This window comes from Acidobacteriota bacterium, assembly GCA_016184105.1.
Lineage (GTDB): Bacteria > Acidobacteriota > Vicinamibacteria > Vicinamibacterales > 2-12-FULL-66-21 > JACPDI01.
In genome coordinates this window covers 97,328-114,225 of sequence record JACPDI010000007.1, presented here as the reverse complement: position 1 = coordinate 114,225, position 16,898 = coordinate 97,328, and the positions used below count along the sequence as shown (strand labels likewise).

Annotated in this window: 15 protein-coding genes; 14 read left to right on the top strand and 1 reads right to left on the bottom strand. The window is 69.6% G+C overall.

All coding sequences use genetic code 11. The annotated features are described in order from the left end of the window. Positions 1-2 precede the first annotated feature (2 nt). From HYU53_01975 to HYU53_01910, 14 genes are all read left to right on the top strand, one after another. Positions 3-365, top strand: coding sequence for a response regulator (locus tag HYU53_01975; protein MBI2219959.1), 363 nt, complete (start codon positions 3-5; stop codon positions 363-365). Then, a complete protein-coding gene (locus HYU53_01970; protein MBI2219958.1) occupies positions 365-1,072 on the top strand; it encodes a purine-binding chemotaxis protein CheW in 708 nt (235 codons plus the stop codon). The genes HYU53_01975 and HYU53_01970 overlap by 1 nt, the downstream gene beginning before the upstream one ends. Next, positions 1,054-2,946, top strand: a complete 1,893-nt coding sequence (locus HYU53_01965; protein MBI2219957.1) for a methyl-accepting chemotaxis protein — start codon at positions 1,054-1,056, stop codon at positions 2,944-2,946. Before HYU53_01970 ends, HYU53_01965 begins: the two co-directional genes overlap by 19 nt. Beyond that, positions 2,943-3,806 (top strand): hypothetical protein, encoded by an 864-nt coding sequence (locus HYU53_01960; GenBank protein ID MBI2219956.1) that lies wholly within the window; start codon positions 2,943-2,945, stop codon positions 3,804-3,806. The genes HYU53_01965 and HYU53_01960 overlap by 4 nt, the downstream gene beginning before the upstream one ends. After that, positions 3,803-6,724, top strand: a complete 2,922-nt coding sequence (locus tag HYU53_01955) for a response regulator (GenBank protein ID MBI2219955.1) — start codon at positions 3,803-3,805, stop codon at positions 6,722-6,724. Before HYU53_01960 ends, HYU53_01955 begins: the two co-directional genes overlap by 4 nt. Further along, positions 6,721-7,782, top strand: coding sequence for a chemotaxis protein CheB (locus tag HYU53_01950; protein ID MBI2219954.1), 1,062 nt, complete (start codon positions 6,721-6,723; stop codon positions 7,780-7,782). The genes HYU53_01955 and HYU53_01950 overlap by 4 nt, the downstream gene beginning before the upstream one ends. Continuing rightward, entirely contained in the window at positions 7,779-8,762 is a 984-nt protein-coding gene (locus HYU53_01945; GenBank protein MBI2219953.1) for a chemotaxis protein CheW, read from the top strand. The genes HYU53_01950 and HYU53_01945 overlap by 4 nt, the downstream gene beginning before the upstream one ends. Before the next feature lie 2 nt (positions 8,763-8,764). After that, positions 8,765-10,165 carry a tetratricopeptide repeat protein gene (locus HYU53_01940; protein ID MBI2219952.1) on the top strand — a complete coding sequence of 467 codons (1,401 nt, stop codon included), beginning with the start codon at positions 8,765-8,767 and terminating at the stop codon, positions 10,163-10,165. Between the two features lie 202 nt (positions 10,166-10,367). Further along, the gene (locus tag HYU53_01935) at positions 10,368-11,546 is read left to right on the top strand and encodes a DmsE family decaheme c-type cytochrome (GenBank protein ID MBI2219951.1); all 1,179 of its coding nucleotides are present in this window, start codon (positions 10,368-10,370) and stop codon (positions 11,544-11,546) included. A gap of 17 nt (positions 11,547-11,563) precedes the next feature. Beyond that, positions 11,564-13,738 carry an MtrB/PioB family decaheme-associated outer membrane protein gene (locus tag HYU53_01930; GenBank protein ID MBI2219950.1) on the top strand — a complete coding sequence of 725 codons (2,175 nt, stop codon included), beginning with the start codon at positions 11,564-11,566 and terminating at the stop codon, positions 13,736-13,738. Positions 13,739-13,816: 78 nt separating this feature from the next. Next, positions 13,817-14,197, top strand: a complete 381-nt coding sequence (locus HYU53_01925; GenBank protein MBI2219949.1) for a hypothetical protein — start codon at positions 13,817-13,819, stop codon at positions 14,195-14,197. Between the two features lie 40 nt (positions 14,198-14,237). Beyond that, positions 14,238-14,654, top strand: a complete 417-nt coding sequence (locus HYU53_01920) for a hypothetical protein (GenBank protein ID MBI2219948.1) — start codon at positions 14,238-14,240, stop codon at positions 14,652-14,654. An 88-nt stretch (positions 14,655-14,742) separates the two neighbouring features. Then, positions 14,743-14,910 (top strand): hypothetical protein, encoded by a 168-nt coding sequence (locus HYU53_01915; protein ID MBI2219947.1) that lies wholly within the window; start codon positions 14,743-14,745, stop codon positions 14,908-14,910. A 317-nt stretch (positions 14,911-15,227) separates the two neighbouring features. After that, on the top strand, positions 15,228-16,115 hold the full coding sequence (locus tag HYU53_01910) for a glycerophosphodiester phosphodiesterase (GenBank protein MBI2219946.1): 888 nt from the start codon (positions 15,228-15,230) through the stop codon (positions 16,113-16,115). Here HYU53_01910 and HYU53_01905 read toward each other — a convergent pair. Continuing rightward, entirely contained in the window at positions 16,072-16,893 is an 822-nt protein-coding gene (locus HYU53_01905) for an MIP family channel protein (GenBank protein ID MBI2219945.1), read from the bottom strand. The genes HYU53_01910 and HYU53_01905 overlap by 44 nt on opposite strands. Positions 16,894-16,898: the final 5 nt, after the last annotated feature.

The window sequence follows — 16,898 nt, the reverse complement described above, 5'->3', positions numbered from 1 at the left end:
CAATGTCCAAGAAAGTGCTCGTCGTGGATGACAGTCCGACGGATCTGCAGATGCTCGTCTCGCTGCTCAAGAAGCACGGGTACGAGGTGACGACCGCGGTCGATGGCGAGGAAGCGATCGACAAGGCATCGGCGACCCACCCGCCGATCGTGGTGCTCGACATCATCCTGCCGAAGAAGAACGGCTTCCAGGTGTGCCGGCAGCTCAAGACGACGGCGGGAACGAGCGACATCAAGATCATCCTCGTCAGCAGCAAAAACCAGGAGAGCGATCGGTTCTGGGGCATGAAGCAGGGGGCGGACGAGTACATCGCCAAACCCTACCAGGATGCCGATCTGCTCGCCGCGGTGGCGAGACAGTCGTGATGGACGACCGACGTCATCACGAGCCGGAGATCGATCCGTCGTCGCTGCTGGAGGACTGGCTGGCGTCGCCCGGCGACGCGATGCCGCCTCCGGCGCCGGCGCCCGGCGAATCGGCGGAAGCGCCGCCGCTTGCCGGTGGCGACGGCGATCGTTCGTTGCTCGACGCGCTGTCGTCCGACGCGGCCGCGCCGCTCGCGGCAGACGCCGCGCCGGCGGAGGCCGCGAGCCCGCGCACGCGGCTGATCCTGTTTGGCGTGGCGGGGTCGATGTACGGCGTCTCGCAGGCGCTGGTCTCCGAGGTCGCGCGCGTGCCCGGCATCACGGCGGTGCCCCACGTGCCCGCCTGGGTGCGGGGCGTGGTGAACCTGCGCGGCGATGTCGTGTCGGTGATCGACCTGAGAGCGCTCCTCGGGCTCGAGGCGGTCTCCCCCTATACCGGACGCCTGCTCGTCGTCCGGCTGGCCGACGAGGAATTCACGGCGGGCCTGCTCGTGGACTCGGTCGAGCAGATCGTCGGCGTGGCGCTCGACTCGGTGAAGCCCCCGTCCGGGCCCATCGAGGGAGCGCTGGCGCCCTATCTCACGGGCGTGTCGCAGGTGGGCGAGCGGCTCGTCGCCGTGCTCGACCTCGAGCGACTGCTGCGTTCGGCGGACATCCGGCAGTTCGAAGATCGGAGAGAGGAAGCATCATGCGAAGCAAGAACCTGAAAATCAGAAGCCGGCTGCTCCTGACGGTCGCCGTGCTGGCCGTCATGCTGGCGGGCGGCACGGCGGCGGGGCTGTGGAGCATCCGGACCGTCGACCAGCAGGCGAGACAGCTCGTGCACAAGGACGCGCAGATGGCGGGCGCCGCCGCGCAGTTCGCGCTGCACGTCGCCGAGCTGGTCCGATTCGAGCGCACGTTCTTCCTGGACGACGCGCCGCGGTCGCGCGAGGCGATGGCCCAGCTGCAGAACTGGAGAACGGCGCACGGACACGCGGTCGAGCGCCTGAAGGAAATCGACTCGCTGGCCACCGAACCGGACGAGCAGGCGACCGCGAAGGCCATTCGCGCCGCGCTCGCCACGTACCAGCAGGAGTTCGAGGGCGCGCGCGAGGCCGCGCAGAGCGGCAGCTTCATGGCGGCGGACCCGACCGGGCCGGAAGCGAAGGCGATGCGCGCCACGGTCGACCAGCTGCAGTCGCTGTCGAGCGCGTTCTTCGTCCGGTACCGCGACCGGATGGCGGCCGGCGGCCGCCAGGTGGAGCAGGGGATCGGCCGCGCGTACGTGGGCGTGATCCTCGCGCTGCTGCTGGCGTTCGTCGTCCTCCTGCCGTTCATGAAGTACTTCGTCCAGGGCCCGATCCTGAATGAAGCGAACTCGCTCGTGAAGGTGTGCGACGCCATCACGGTCGGCGACTTCACGAGCCGCGTCGAGAATCCCGGGAAGAGCGAGCTGGGCATGGTGGGCCGGTCGCTCAACACGATGCTCGACAACACGGTCGCCCTCGTGCAGTCGCGCCAGGAGCGCGACGCGATGCAGGCCGCCATCATGAAGCTGCTCGACGAGGTGAGCGGCGTGGCGGACGGCGACCTCACGGCGCAGGCGGAGGTCACCGCGGACATGACCGGCGCGCTCGCCGACTCCTTCAACTTCATGATCGCCGAGCTGCGGGGCATCATCGGCCACGTGCAGGGGGCGACGCACGACGTCTCCCGCTCGCTCGTCGAGCTGCGGTCGTTCACCTCGTCGCTCGCCTCCGGCACGGAGGCGCAGGCGTCGCAGGCGATCGAGGCGTCGGCCGCGATCGAGGAGATGGCGACGTCGATCAACCAGGTGTCTGAAAACGCGTCCTCGTCGGCGGCGGTCGCCGAGCAGGCGCGCGCGAACGCGGAGCAGGGCGCCCGCGCCGTCGCCCGCACGATCGAGGGGATGAAAGCCGTCCGCGACCAGGTGCAGGAGACCGCGAAGCGGATCAAGCGGCTCGGCGAGAGCTCGCAGGAGATCGGCGAGATCGTCGAGCTCATCGGCGACATCGCGGACCGCACGAGCATCCTCGCGCTGAACGCGTCGATCCAGGCGGCGATGGCCGGCGAGGCGGGCCGCGGGTTCGGCGTGGTCGCCGAAGAAGTCGAACGGCTCGCGGACCGCGCGACCGAGGCGACCAAGAAGGCCGCGATGCTCGTCAAGACGACGCAGAGCGAGACGGCGGAAGTCATGTCGGCGATGGAAGACACGACGCGGGAGGTCGTGAACCGGTCGGCCATCGCGAACGAGGCGGGCGTCGCGCTCACCGAAATCCAGGGCGTGTCGAACCGCCTCGCCGAGCTGATCCAGGCGATCTCCGACGCCGCGCAGCAGCAGGCGCGCGGGTCGCAGCAGATCGCGCGGTCGATGAACGAGATGTCCTCGGTCACGCGCACGACGGCGACGAGCACGAAGGAGACGGCCGTCGCGATCGGATCGCTCTCGGCGCTGGCCGACGGCCTCAACAAGTCGGTCGCGCGGTTCAAGCTGCCGACCAACGGCAACGGCAACGGAAGCGGCTACGTCGTGCCGATGGCTGACGCGGCCAGGCAGGCCGAATCGGCGGCGCGATGATCGGCTTCCCGACGCCGGCCGACACGGAGTCCTGCGGGCCGTGGGGCGACCTGCTCCTGCGGCACTGCGGGCTCGCGCTGCGGGAGCCGCAGCTCTCGGCGCTCGCCGGCCTCGTGCCCGCGCGGATGCGCGCGCGCGGGCTGGCCAGCTGCGACGAGTACTACGAGCTGCTCGAGGAGGAGAGCAAGGGGGGGAGCGAGTGGACGGAGCTGATCGATCAGCTGATCAGCCACGAAACCTCGTTCTTCCGCCACCCGCCGTCATTCGAGGCGCTGCGCACGCACATCCTGCCGGAGCTGCGGCGGCGGCCGGACATCGGGCGGAACCTCCTCAGTTTGTGGAGCGCGGGATGCTCCACGGGCGAGGAGGCGTACTCGCTCGCGATGACGGCGATGTCGGATCCGGCATTCGGCGGAGAGTTCCTGGTGTGGGGGGCCGACATCAGCCGCCGCACCGTGGAAGCGGCGCGGATCGGGCGGTACAGCGAGAAGGCCGTGTCGGCGATCCCGGCCGAGTACCGCCGGAAGTTCGTTCGAGCCGCCGGGGGCGGCGGGGCATGGGGCATCGATCCGGAGCTGTGCCGCCGTGTGCGGTTTCTCGCGATCAATCTCTATTCGGCGTGCGACATCTTTCTCAACCACGACGTCATCTTCTGTCAGAACGTCCTGATCTATTTCGCGCCGCCGGCGGTCACACCGTTCGTCGCGATGCTGGGGTCACGGCTCACGCCGGGAGGGTATCTCCTCCTCGGCCCCGGTGAAGCGCCGTTCGAGTGCCCGGCGGGGTTGGAACCGGTCGCGCTGCCCGGCGTCCGGGCGTTCCGGCGCGTCGGCCGAGTGAGCAGAGAGGTACGGCCATGACGGCGATCACCAGACCGCTCGACATCATCGCGGTCGCGGCATTCTCCGAGGAAGTGCGCTCGAGCGTGCCGCGCGTGCTCGCGGCGCTCGACGTGGCGGAACGGGAAGGCGCGCCGAGTCCCGCGGCGCACGAGGCGTTCCGCCTGATCCACGCGCTCAAGGGCGCGGCATCGATGGTCGGACTGGCCGCCCTCGGCCACGTGCTGAACCAGGCGGAGGAGATGCTCGACGTGCCGGTCAACGAAGGGCGCGCCGTGCCGGAGCCCGTCCTGGCGCTGCTGCGAGTGACGGTGCCGAAGTGTCCCGCGTACGTCGAGGCCGCGTGCCGCGGCGAGTGCGCCAGCGACGTCGCGCTCGAGCTGTCGAAGGCGTACAGGGATTTCGCCGGCTGCAATCCGGAGGAGCCGGACGCGATGCTGCTCGATCTCATCGAGCTGGATCGCCGCGGGCTCGAGCAGCACGCGCCCGCCGCGGCGCCGGCGCCGCCTCCCAGGGGCGATGACGACCTGGACCTGGACCTGGTTCCCGCCGAACCCGTCCCACAGGAGCTCGCCGAGGTATTCGCGCAGGAGGCCCAGGAGAATCTGCAGGCCATCGCGCGCCTGACGGCGCACATCTGCTCGACGCCCGACGATCGGGACGCGCTGCAGGAACTGCGTCGCGCGGTTCATACCATCAAAGGGGCGGCGGGCATCGTGGGCTACAAGGCCGCCTCGCGGCTGGCCCACCGGATGGAGGACCTGCTCGATCGCCTGTACGACGGCACCGCCGCCGCCACTCCAGAGGCGATGCGGCTCATCACCAGTTCCTCCGACGCGCTGGACGATCTCATTGCCTCGCCTCCCGACGATCCCGCGACGCTTCGCGAGATCCTCGTTCGCCTCCTCGCCGAGTACGACCGCACCGTCGGCTGGACGGGCACGGCGCCGGCCGTCGCGACAACCGCCGGCCAGGCGCCCGGCGCGATCGCTGGCAGCGCCGCGCCGGCAGCACCCGCTGTCGCTGCGGAACCCCGCGAGCCCGAGCGCCGTACACGGCCGGATCGCCGCCGCAACGCGGAGGACCGGCGTCGGGGCGGCTCGCAGGTGGTACGCGTGCCGTTCGAACGCCTCGGCGAACTCGTGCGGTCGGTCAGCGAGCTCGTCATCAACCGGTCCTCGTTCGACCAGCACTACGCCGGCCTCGTCGAGCAGGTGGACGAGTTGAAGCTGAGCACCGCGCGCCTGCGCCGCCTCGCGCTCAAGCTCGAGACCGATTACGAAGTGCGCGCGCTGGCGGGCAACGTCGCGGCCTCGGCCGGGCCGGGGGGCCATGGCTTCGACGAACTGGAGTTCGATCGGTACACCGACTTTCACCTGCTGTCGCGGGAGATGACCGAAACGGCGAGCGACATCGGCACGATCAGCACCCGCCTCTCCGAGACGATCGGCAACTTCGACGGCGATCTCACGCGCCTCGGCCGGCTCACGCGCGAAGTCCAGGACAAGGTCATGGAGTTCCGCATGGTGCCGCTCGTCACGCTGGCGGCACGGCTCGAGCGCGCGGTGCGCGTCACCGCCGAGGAGTGCGGCAAGGCGGCCGATCTCGTGCTCGAGGGGGAGAACGTCGCGCTCGACAAGACGCTGCTCGAAGAGATGAGCGACCCGCTGCTGCACCTGCTTCGCAACGCGGTCGATCACGGGATCGAGACGCCGGCCGAGCGCCTCGCCGCCGGCAAGCCGGCGCGCGGGCGCATTGCCGTGCGCGCGTCTCACGAGGGCACCGACGTCCTCATCGAAGTTCAAGACGACGGCGCCGGCCTGGATCTCGAGCGCATCCGCCGCACGGCCGTCGAGCGCGGGTACGCGTCGGAGGCGGACGCCGGGACGCTCTCGGAAGAAGAGCTCATCGCGCTCGTGTTCGAGCCCGGCTTCAGCACCGCGCGCCGGCTGAGCGAGGTCTCGGGGCGCGGTGTGGGCCTCGACATCGTGAAGGCGAAGGTCACGCGGCTCGGCGGCCGGCTGAGCATCGCCTCCCGCCCGAACGCAGGCGCGACGCTGACCGTCCGCGTCCCGATGACGCTGGCGATCACCCGCATCCTGCTCGTGCGCACGGGCGGGCAGACCGTCGGCCTGCCGCTCGGCGCGGTCCTCCAGATCGCGCGGCCTGACGCGCCGGCCATCACCTCGGTCGGCACCGAGCGCGTCGTGGAGGTCGACGGGCGCACATACCCGCTCCGCGACCTGTCGTCGCTGCTCGATCTGCCGCGTGCGGCCGAGACGTCCGTCAATCGCCCCGTGCTCATCGCGAACCTGGGCGGCCGGCGCATGGCGCTCGTCGTCGACGAGATCGTGCAGAGCCGCGATGCGGTCGTGAAGACGCTCGGGACGCATCTCCGGCGCGTGACGGGCGTCTGGGGCGCCACGCTGCTGGGCGACGGCACCGTCATCCTGATCCTCAATCCAACCGACCTGGCCGGCACCGCCGACCAACCGCGCGTGCGCCCCGCGGCGCCGCGCGCCGCCGCCATCGAGCTGCAGTCGTACACGGTGATGGTGGTGGACGACTCGTTGAGCATGCGTCACGTGCTGTCGAACGCGCTCAAGAAGGCCGGCTGGAACCCGGTGCAGGCACGCGACGGCGTCGAGGCGCTCGAGCTGATCCACCGCGCGTCGGATCCGCCCGACCTGATCCTGCTCGACATCGAGATGCCCCGCATGGACGGCTACGAATTCCTGGCGACGATACGCGCGCAGAGCCAGTACCGCTCGGTGCCGATCGTGATGCTGACCTCGCGCGGCGGCGACAAGCATCGCGAGAAAGCCATGGGGCTCGGCGCCACCGGCTACATCGTGAAGCCGTTCCAGGAGGAGGCGTTGATCCAGCAGGCGGGCGACCTGATCAAAGCCTCGCGCGCGGCACAGAGGAAGGCATCGTGATCCGAGTGGCCGTCGCCGACGACTCGGCATTCACCTGCCGCCTGCTGGCCTCGTACCTCGAGTGCGCCGGCGACTGCGAGGTGGTCGGCACCGCGCACAACGCGGCGTCGACGATGGATCTCGTCCGCCGCACGTCGCCCGACGTGCTCACGCTGGACCTCGAGATGCCTGGAGCCGAAGGCCTCGGGCTGCTGCGGCAAATCGTGGCCGAAACCTCCGCCGCCGTCGTGGTCGTGAGCGGCGTGTCGCGCCGCGCGGCCGCGACGACGCTGCGGGCGCTGGAGGTGGGAGCGGTGGACTTCGTCCTGAAGTACACGCCGGGCGCGCCCGTCAGCCCCGCGACGCTGCGCAGGGAGATCGTGAGCAAGGTCATGACGGCCGCCACCGTCCGGCCGCGCCATGCGCGGAAACCGGAACGGGCCGTCGCGCGTCCGCCCGTCCGTCACCCCGACCCGCGCGGGCGCCTGCACGGCCCGAGGACCGCGCCAGGTCACGAAGGGATCATCGTGATCGGGGCCTCGACGGGCGGTCCGGCGGCGCTCCGCGAGCTCCTCGCGCAGCTGCCGTCCGATTTCCGGATCCCCTGCGTGGTGGTCCAGCACCTCCCCGCGACGTTTACGACCGCCTTCGCCGCGGAACTTGGGCGCTATGCCCGCTTGCCGGTCCGAGAGGCGGACGCGGGGGTCGGGCTCGCCCGCGGATCGATCATCGTCACGCCCGGCTCGCGCCACCTGCTGGTGCGCCCCGGAGGCCGGCTGGAATTGCGGCCGACGGCAGAAGAGGAACTGTACCGGCCCTCCATCGACTTCGCGATGGTTTCGGCGGCGGAAAGCTACGGCGCATCGAGCGTGGGCGTCGTGCTGTCAGGCATGGGGCGCGACGGGGCCGAGGGGCTGAAGCGCGTGCGGCAGCGCGGCGGCGACGCGTACGTGCAGGAGCCCTCGAGCTGCGTGATCGACAGCATGCCGACGCAGGCGCTCGAACGCGCGGGCGCCGACTTCGTCGGCACGCCCGATGTCATCGGCTCGATGCTCGCCATGCGGGGGCAGTCGTCATGACAGGTGAACGGAAATCCGGACTTGGTGGCTTCATCTGCTGCGTCGTGGGAATGGAACAGTACGCGCTCGCCGGCGCCGACATCCGCGTCGTCGCCCGCGCGGAATACGTGAAGAAAGGGGCGGGGCCTGCGAACCGCGTCGGCACGTTGCGGTACGGCGCCGAAACGCTGCCGGTCTACGGCCTGTCGGGACTGTTCGGACGCGCGCCCGAGTCGTCGGTCGCCGACCGCTACGTCATCGTGACGCGAGGCGACGGCGAGTCGTTCGGCCTGCTCGTCGATCGCATCGTGCGCACTCCTGCCGGATCGCCCGCGCTGCTGCCGCTCCCCGCGGCGGCCGGCGCGACGCCCTCGGCGTGGTTCGACGGGCTGTTGCGGATGGGGGACGTCGTGTTCTGCCTCGTTCTCTCGCCACGGGGCATCGATCCGCTGGCGCCCGCCGCGCCGCGCCGCGCCACGCCGCCGATCGCGCAGCCAGCGGGCGGGAGGACGGGTGCGGTCGCCTCCGGCATGGCGCTGACGTTCACGAGCGCCGCGTTGCCGAGCGTGCACGCAGCGAGGTACGCCCTGGCCGCGGATCGCGTGGGAGGCATCGTCCAGTCGCTGCCCTGGATCCCGCTGCCGGGTGCGGCGCCGCACATCCATGCGGTCGGATGGTGGCGGGACCACGCCGTGCCGATCCTGCGGTTCAACGGGGAACACGGCGCGGACGTCAACGGCTCGGAACGGTTCCTGGTGGCGCGATCCGGAGGTCGCGGCCGCGGCGGCTTCTTCGCGTTCCGCGTCGGGGCGGACGTCGCGCTCCATCGTGCGACCGCGGCCGATCGGCGGCACGCTGAGGTCGAGCGCCGCGAGTGGTTCACGCGCGGAATCTTCTCGGTCGCGGGCGACGCGGTCGCCTTGCTGGATGTCGACGCCATCATCGCGGGTCCCGGCGCCGTGCCGCAGGACGCGGACGGCCGGGTGGCCGCGGCAGTGTGAACATGGCTCGCGCCCTGGATCGCTCCGATCTCGTCGACAAGGCGGCCCGCCTCGTCACGCGCGGCGACCTGGACGGCGCGGTCACACTGTACGAAAAGTTGTTTCAGAACGATTCGAAGGACTGGAGCATCGGCAACACGCTGGGGGATTTGTACATTCGCACCGGCAAGGCGGACGCCGCCATCGCGCACTTCACGTCGCTTGCCGAGCACCTGGCGGCCGACGGGTTCGCGGCGAAGTCGCGCGCCCTCTATCGGAAGATTCTTCGCATCCAGCCTGACAACGAGACCGCCCGCCGCCGCGTGGACGAACTCGAGCGCAACGAATCGGCCCAGGTCAGCCCGTTCCTCAAACGGGTACTCGAGACCGCGAGGGCCGCACGCGAGAGCGCGGTCGTGGAGCCGGACGCTCCGCCGGAGCCGATGCGCGTCGAGGAGACACGGCTGCCCGCGCCGCCGCCGCCGCGCGACGTTCCGGCGGCGGCGGCGATGCCCGCGAGTTCCAGCGAGTGGGCGGACGAGTGGGCGGCGGTCCTGGCGCCTGATCAGGAGGCGGTCGAGTCCGGTGTCGTGCCGGCGCCGGACCCGTCACCGGCGGTGGCAGTCGATGACGACCTGTACGATTTCCGCCAGGTGATCCTCGCGGCCGACGGCGAAGTGGCGCGTCGCAATTTCACCGGCGCCGTGTCGGCGATCGAGCAGTTCCTCGCCTCGCAGCCGCAGCACATCGAGGCGCTCGAGAAGCTCATCGACGTCGGCGTCGAGGGGCGGCTCGACCGCGCGCTCATCTCGGCGCAGGCGCGCCTCGCGGGCGCGTGCTACGACTGCGGGCGCACGGAACAGGCCTACAACATCGCGGTCGATCTGACCGAGCGCGAGCCCGACGCCGCCGCGCATCGCGGGCTGCTGGCGCGGGTCAGCCGGGCACGAGACGTCAGCGAAGCGGTGCCGGACGTCCCGCCCAAGCCGGCACCGGCGAGCGACGTGGACTCGGCCTTCGAGGAGATTCGCACGGCGCTCATCGAAGAGGCGGCGGCTGCCGCGGAGGAGCGGCTCACGGAGGCGGAGCGCCTGATCGAGTCGCAGCAGTTCGACGCGGCAGTCGCATCGCTCGAGGAAGCCATGTGCGCGCCGCACCTGCGCGCGAGCGCCGGCTCGCGCCTCGCGGGCGTGTACCGCGATCGCGGCGCCCCGATGGACGCGCTTGCGTGCCTCGAGTGGGTCGCGCAGGTGCCGCCAGCCACGGAGGAAGGCGGGCACGAGCTTGCCTATCAGCTCGCCCTGACGCTCGAGGCGATCGGCCAGGAGTCGCAGGCACTCGGTGTCTATCGCGAATTGCTCGCGGAGGTCGGTCCCCAGTTCCGGGACGTGGCCACGAGGGCCGAAAGGCTGGCAGCGGCGTGAACCCGCTCGTCCCGGATCTGGACGCGAATCCGAACCACGGACGTGCCGTGCCAGCGCACGCACCGCGCCGCGGCCACTTGCCGCTCGCAACTGCTGACGGGCAAACAGGTTGTCTGAGTCGATGCCACCGCAAACAGGGAGGCACGGCAGTTGCCCTCCATCCTTCCGCGCTCGCATCGGCCTGCGGCGCGAGGAGCACATCATGACGCCATCCAACACGCCCGCGAGGGCGCACCTGCTTCGGCGGGTGCCGAGCCGTCCGGCTGTCGCGATCGTCGCGGGGGTCATCTGCTGGACTTTTGCCGCGATGGTGAGCCTGGCGTTCTCCGCCCCGCAGACGCCACCGCCGCAGCCGCCGCCATCGGGCCAGGCGGCGCCGAAGCCCGCGCCGTCCGCACCGGAACCGGCGCCCGCGCCGGAGCCGAAACGCAATCCATTTCTCGATCCGGACGAGGAGGAAGAAGAGGAAGAAGAGGGCGCGGCGCCGGGACAGAAGGCGGCCAAGCCGACGAATCCTTTCGAGGCCGATGACGAGGAGCCGGACGCGCCCCGGACGCGCAGGTTCACCTACACGGGCACGGCGAAGTGCGCGCGGTGCCACATGAAGCAGTTGAAGGCGTACCGCGAAGGGCCGCACGGCCGCGAGTGGGACGAGCGGACGCCGGCCGCGTCGCTCGGCTGCGAGACCTGCCACGGCCCGGGCCAGGCGCACGACGACGAGCCGGCGGAGAAAGGGCTCCTGCTGCGCCCGTTCGTCAAGATGTCGCCGCGCGAGGCCAGCGAGTTCTGCCTCTCGTGCCACAACCGCGGCGAGCACGCGCAGTGGCAGGGCAGCGTGCATGCCTCGCGCAACGTGCCGTGCGCCGGCTGCCACAGCATCCACGATCCGAAATCCACGGACGGCCACCTGCGCGGGGCGACGATTGTCGCCACCTGCGCGCGATGCCACCGCGAGAAGGCCGCGAAGCTCCAGCGCTCGGCGCACATGCCGGTGCGCGAGGGCAAGATGGACTGCACCTCCTGCCACGGCCCGCACGGCACGACGAACGTGCGCCTGCTGAAGGCGGGCAACACGATCAACGAATCCTGCCTGAGCTGCCACGCCGAGAAGCGCGGCCCGTTCATGTGGGAGCACGCGCCCGTGCGGGAGAGCTGCGCGACCTGCCACGACGCGCACGGCTCTTCGAACGACCGGATGCTCGTGGCCAAGGCCCCGATGCTCTGCCAGCGCTGCCACATCGTGTCGCGACACCCGGCGACGATCTACGACCGCGTGGCGCTCGCCAACCGCAACAACCGGCTGGTCGGACGCGCCTGCGTCAATTGCCACCCGAATCTCCACGGGTCGAACCACCCGTCTGGCCAGTACCTCGAGCGGTGAGGCGAAGAGAGGACAGCATGCGCACCCCACTGACGTTTGTCGCAGCCGGACTTCTTCTCACGGGCGCGGCGGCCTCGGCGCAGCAGAACGACCCCGGCCAGCAGATCTTCGTTCCCTCCGCCGCGCAGCTCGCCGCGCCGCAGGGCTTCGCCGCGTCGTTCGACGCCGGCAGCCGCTTCACCGATGTCACGGGCGACAAGTACCGCTTCCAGCGGTACCGCGACTTCAGTGACGGCCTCGTGGTCGAGCACTTCACGCTCGATCGCCAGGGGACCGGCTGGACGTTCAATGCCAGCGGCGACCATCTGAGCGCGGAAGACCGGCGGCTGTCCGCCACCTTCCGCAACGGATCGAAGGTCCGCGTGTCCGTCGAGTGGGACCAGATCCCGCTCTGGATCAGCGGCGACACGCGCACGCTCTACACGAGCGAGTCGCCAGGCGTGCTGCGCCTGGACGATGCGATGCGCGCGGCGATCCAGGCGGGACGCGCGACCCTGTCGCAGTCGGCGGGCGCGGCGTCGCCGATGGCTGCCACCTCCCGGCGTGATATCGCCAGGGTCGACCTGGCGTACAGCCCGACACGCGAGCTCACCGTGAGCCTCGGCGTGAAGCACACACGGCGCGACGGGACGTACCCGCAGACCGCGTCATTCGGCTTCGCGGACGTCGTCGAGGTCATGGCGCCGCTCGACACGCGCACGACCGACGTGAGCGGCGGCGTGGAGTGGGCCAACGCGCGCGGCATGGTGCGCGTGGGCTACCAGGGATCGGCGTTCGAGAACAACGTGCCCACGCTGGTGTGGGACAACCCGCTGAAGCTCACCGACTCGACCGCCTCCAACAACTACTCGAACGGGCTCGGCGGATCGCGCGGGCGCATGGCGATGCCGCCCGACAGCCGCATGCAGGGGATCACCGCGTCCGGCACGGCGAAGCTGCCGGCCAACAGCCGCGTGACGGCCAGCATGACGTTCGGCGCGTGGACCCAGGACGCGCAGTTGTTGCCGGTGACGATCAACACCGCGGTGCCCGCGGCGCCGCTGCCCCGCGAGACGCTTGAAGGGGACGCGCGGACGGTGGCGACCAACGTCGGGTTCACCTCGCAGCCGACGCGGTATGTCTTCCTCAGCGCACGGTTCCGATCCTACGACTTCGACAATCGCACGCCCGTGTTCCACACCCCGATCGACGTCGTGTTCGACCAGACCGTGCACGAGGGTGCCGAGACCGAACCCCTGAGCTTCACGCGCTACAACTTCGACGCCGACGCGTCGTTCACGCCCGTGCCGCTCACCGCGATGCGGATCGGGTACTCGCGCAACACCGACGATCGCACCTTCCGCATCTTCCAGAAGACGACTGAGGACCTCGTGCGCGCGTCGGTCGACTCGTCGGCCGGCTTCGTGACCGTCCGCGCGATCCTCGAGCGCTCGCAGCGGCGGGGATCCGGCTTCGACGAGCATCTGCTGCTCTCGGCGACCGAACAGCTCGGGCTCCGCCACTTCGACGTCGCCGATCGCGACCGCGACCGCGTGACGGCGTTGATCCAGCTGGCGCCGGTGGACGCCTTCGGCCTGACGGCGTCCGCGTCGTACGGGAAGGACGACTACCTGAACAGCGCCCTGGGGCTGAGGAACAACGAGAACAAGTCGTACACCGTGACCGCCGACATCACGCCGGGGTCGCGTGTCGCGGCGAGCGTGTCGTACACGAACGAGCGCTTTGCGGCGCTGCAGAACTCGCACTCCACCCTGGTGCCGGGCACCGCGCTCATCGTCGATCACCGGCGCGACTGGGCGACCGACAGCGCCGACCGCACCGAGACGATCGGCTTCTCCCTGGATCTCCTCAGGCTGTTGCCGAGGGTCGACGTCAGCATGTCGTTCGACGACTCGCGCTCGCGCGCGACGTACGTGTATCGGCTGCCGGCCGACAGCACGCTGGTGGCGCCGGTACAGCTGCCGGCGATCACTCACGACCTGACGTCTGCGACCGGCGATCTGCGGTTCCACCTGTCGCGCCGGGTCGCGATCGGGCTGCTCGGCTGGTACGACAGGTACGACGTGGACGATTTTGCCATGAGCCCAGAGACGCTGAACCGGATCGACCTGCCGGGCAGCCTCCTGCTGGGCTACGTCCTGCGGCCGTACACCGCGAAGTCCGCCGCCGTGCGGTTCATCTGGACGTGGTAAGGAGTTGAGGGTGGCCGGACGGCCACCCGTGAGGAGAAGACGCACATGCCCCGGATTCTGTCTGCAGCCGTATTGATAATGGCCCTCGCGATGCCCGCGCGGCTGCTGCTCGCACAGGCACAACAGTCCGGCGCGGCACGACAGATCGATCCGCTGATCGTGCAGTGGGACAGCGGCCCGGGAAAGATCGACGTGTCGAAGTACCCGCCGGACATCAGGAAGAAGTACAAGACCTTCGAAGACCTCTGCGCGCGGTGCCACCCGCTGGCGCGCGCCGTCAACTGCGACTTCGTCCTCGAAGCCGACTGGGAGCGGTACATCAAGCGGATGATGCGCCGCGGCCGCTCGCTCATCACGCCGGCGCAGGCGCTCGAGTCCTACGAGTTCGCGGTCTTTGATGCGAAGGTCCGCAAGCGCGAGCTGTACGAGCGCCGGCTGAAGGAACAGGGATCGGAGTAGCGCACGACCCCGTCAACACATTCACGTTCGGAGGATGACCGTGAAGCAGGTACTGGTGGCAATGGTGTTCGTCTCGATGGTCCTGACGGCCGCCGTGTCGGTCCGGGTGATCGGCTCGCAGATCTACGACGACCGCCCGCTCGACAAGAAGGTGATCTCGTGGGACGCCGGGCCGGACAAGATTGACGTGTCGAAATACACGCCCGAGATGAAGCGCAAGTACAAGATCTTCGCCGACCGGTGCGGCGGCAAGTGCCACCCGCTGGCGCGCGCGGTCAACTGCGACTTCGTGCTCGAGGACGACTGGGAGCGCTACATCAAGCGCATGATGCGCCGGGCGGGGCGCGCCATGATCAGCCCGGCCGACGCCATGGAGATCTACGAGTTCGCGGTCTACGACTCCAAGATCCGCAAGAAGGAACTCTACGAGTACAAGCTGGCGGCGAGCCGCCAGTAGCTGCCGTGGAACCCTCCCTCTCCGTCCCTCGTATTCGAACACAGGGCACCTGGCCCGGTGGCCGGGGCGAGGGACTGGAGAGGGACCGATGACATTCTGGAAACGCCTGATTGGCAGGGGGGAGCCGCCCAAGCGGATTCACGTCTGCGTCGAATGCGGCATGCCCGTGCACGACCATAAGCCGTGGTGCTCGATTCTCCGCGGGCAGCGGGAGATTGACGCCCGGCGCGCCGCGCAGGAAACCTCGCGCGGGTAACGACAGGCCCTGCTTTTGCCTTTTGCGTTTTCCCTTTTTCCTTCTCCCCGTGTCTATAATCCCCCCTGACTCATACGCGGCTCGCAGGCGAGCGCGCGGTGGACGTGCCCGCCACCTGGATCAACGGGCTCGCCATGACCGTGCCCCGATCCGGCGTGGCTGCTGGTGCCTCCGGGCATCTGGCTCGCCATCGCGCTGGCGGTCGCGGCGGGCGTGGCGCTATTCCCCGCACGAGGCGCAAGGGGAGGCGCAGAAATGCGCTTCCTCTTTTTCGCGTCCACATATCCATGCGAACGGCTCTGACGGTGTGCGCGCTTATGCTTGCAGTTGTGGCGGTCAGCGGCCGGCAGCCCGGGGCGACGAAGCAGCTCGTGGCCCATCGCGGCGCGTCCGCGTATGCGCCCGAGCACACGATCGACGCCTACACGCTCGCTCTTTCGCAGGGGGCCGATTTCGTCGAGCAGGACCTCGCGGTCACGAAGGACGGCGTGCTGGTCTGTATCCACGACCTGACGCTCGAGCGGACCACCAACGTCGAAGACGTGTTTCCGAATCGGTTCGTCGAGCAGAAGGGGAGCGGGGCGGCGGTGAGGCGCTGGCTTGTTGGCGACTTCACGCTCGCCGAGCTCAAGACGCTGGACGCCGGTGCCTGGTTCGACAAGAAGTACACCGGGGCACGCATCCCGACATTCCAGGAAGCGATCGATCTGGTGAAGGGAAAGGCCGGCCTTTACCCGGAACTCAAGGATCCGGAGTTCTACCGCCGGCGGGGCGTGAGCCCGGAGACGCTGCTGGCGGAGATCCTGAAGAAGAACGCCCTTCCCGACGCGAAGACACCGATCATCATCCAGTCGTTCGACGATACGACGCTCAAGCACCTTGCCAGGGACCTTCCGGCGATCCCGCGCGTGTTTCTCGTCGATCCGGGTGCGACGCACCGCGTGGACTCGCCCGGGAAGATGAAGGAGATTGCCACGTGGGCCACCGGCCTCGGGCCGAACAAGACGATCGTCTCCGCGCGGCCGGACGTGGTCTCGTGGGCGCACGCCGCGGGCCTCACCGTCACGCCATGGACCTTCCGCTCGTCGAACACGGGATCGTTCCCGGACGTTCGCGCGGAAATGGAAAAGTTTCTGTACGACTATGGAGTCGACGCCGTGTTTACGGATAATCCCGACCAGTTTCCTCGACGCCCGCGGCGTTGACCGCCGGGAGACGGCCACCGACGAGCGCGTCGTACACCCAGCCTCCGGCGACCGCGCCGATGCAGGGACCGACGATCGGCACCCACCACCAGGAGTTGCCTGCGCGGAAGACTTCCATTCCCCAGCCGGCGACGGCCGTGAACAGCCGCGGACCGAAGTCGCGCGCCGGGTTGATCGCGTAACCAGAGTTGAAGCCGAACGAAGCACCGATCCCGACGACCAGCAAACCCACCATCAGCGGCGCGAGCCCTGCGGGCGGCGGCACGTTGCGAGCGTCGGAGATGGCGAAGATGACGCCCATCAGGATCGCCGTGCCCACCACCTGGTCGATGAATCCCCCGGGAAACGTGCTCAGAAAAGGACGCGGGTAGGTGGCGAAGATTCCCGCCGTCCCCTGCGCGCCGAGCACCTGGCGCACGCCGCCATCGAACGCCGCGAACGCCTCGTGATACGTCACAAAGACCACGATCGACGCGACAAACGCGCCGGCTGTCTGCGCCGCGGTGTAAGGCAGGACCTTGCGCCACGGAAAGCCGCGGTGGACGGCGAGCGCCAGCGTGACCGCGGGGTTGAGATGGGCACCAGACACGCCGCCGGCGACGTAGCAGCCCATGGTGACCCCGAGCCCCCAGGCGATGTTGATGGACAGGTAACTTCCGGCGGTCGTGGCGCTCAGGAGAAACTGCGCGACGACCCCCGCGCCGAAGAGAATCAGCACGCACGTACCCAGAAATTCGGCGAGGACCTCTCGGACGATGCTCTGCGGCTGCTGCGCCATTCAAC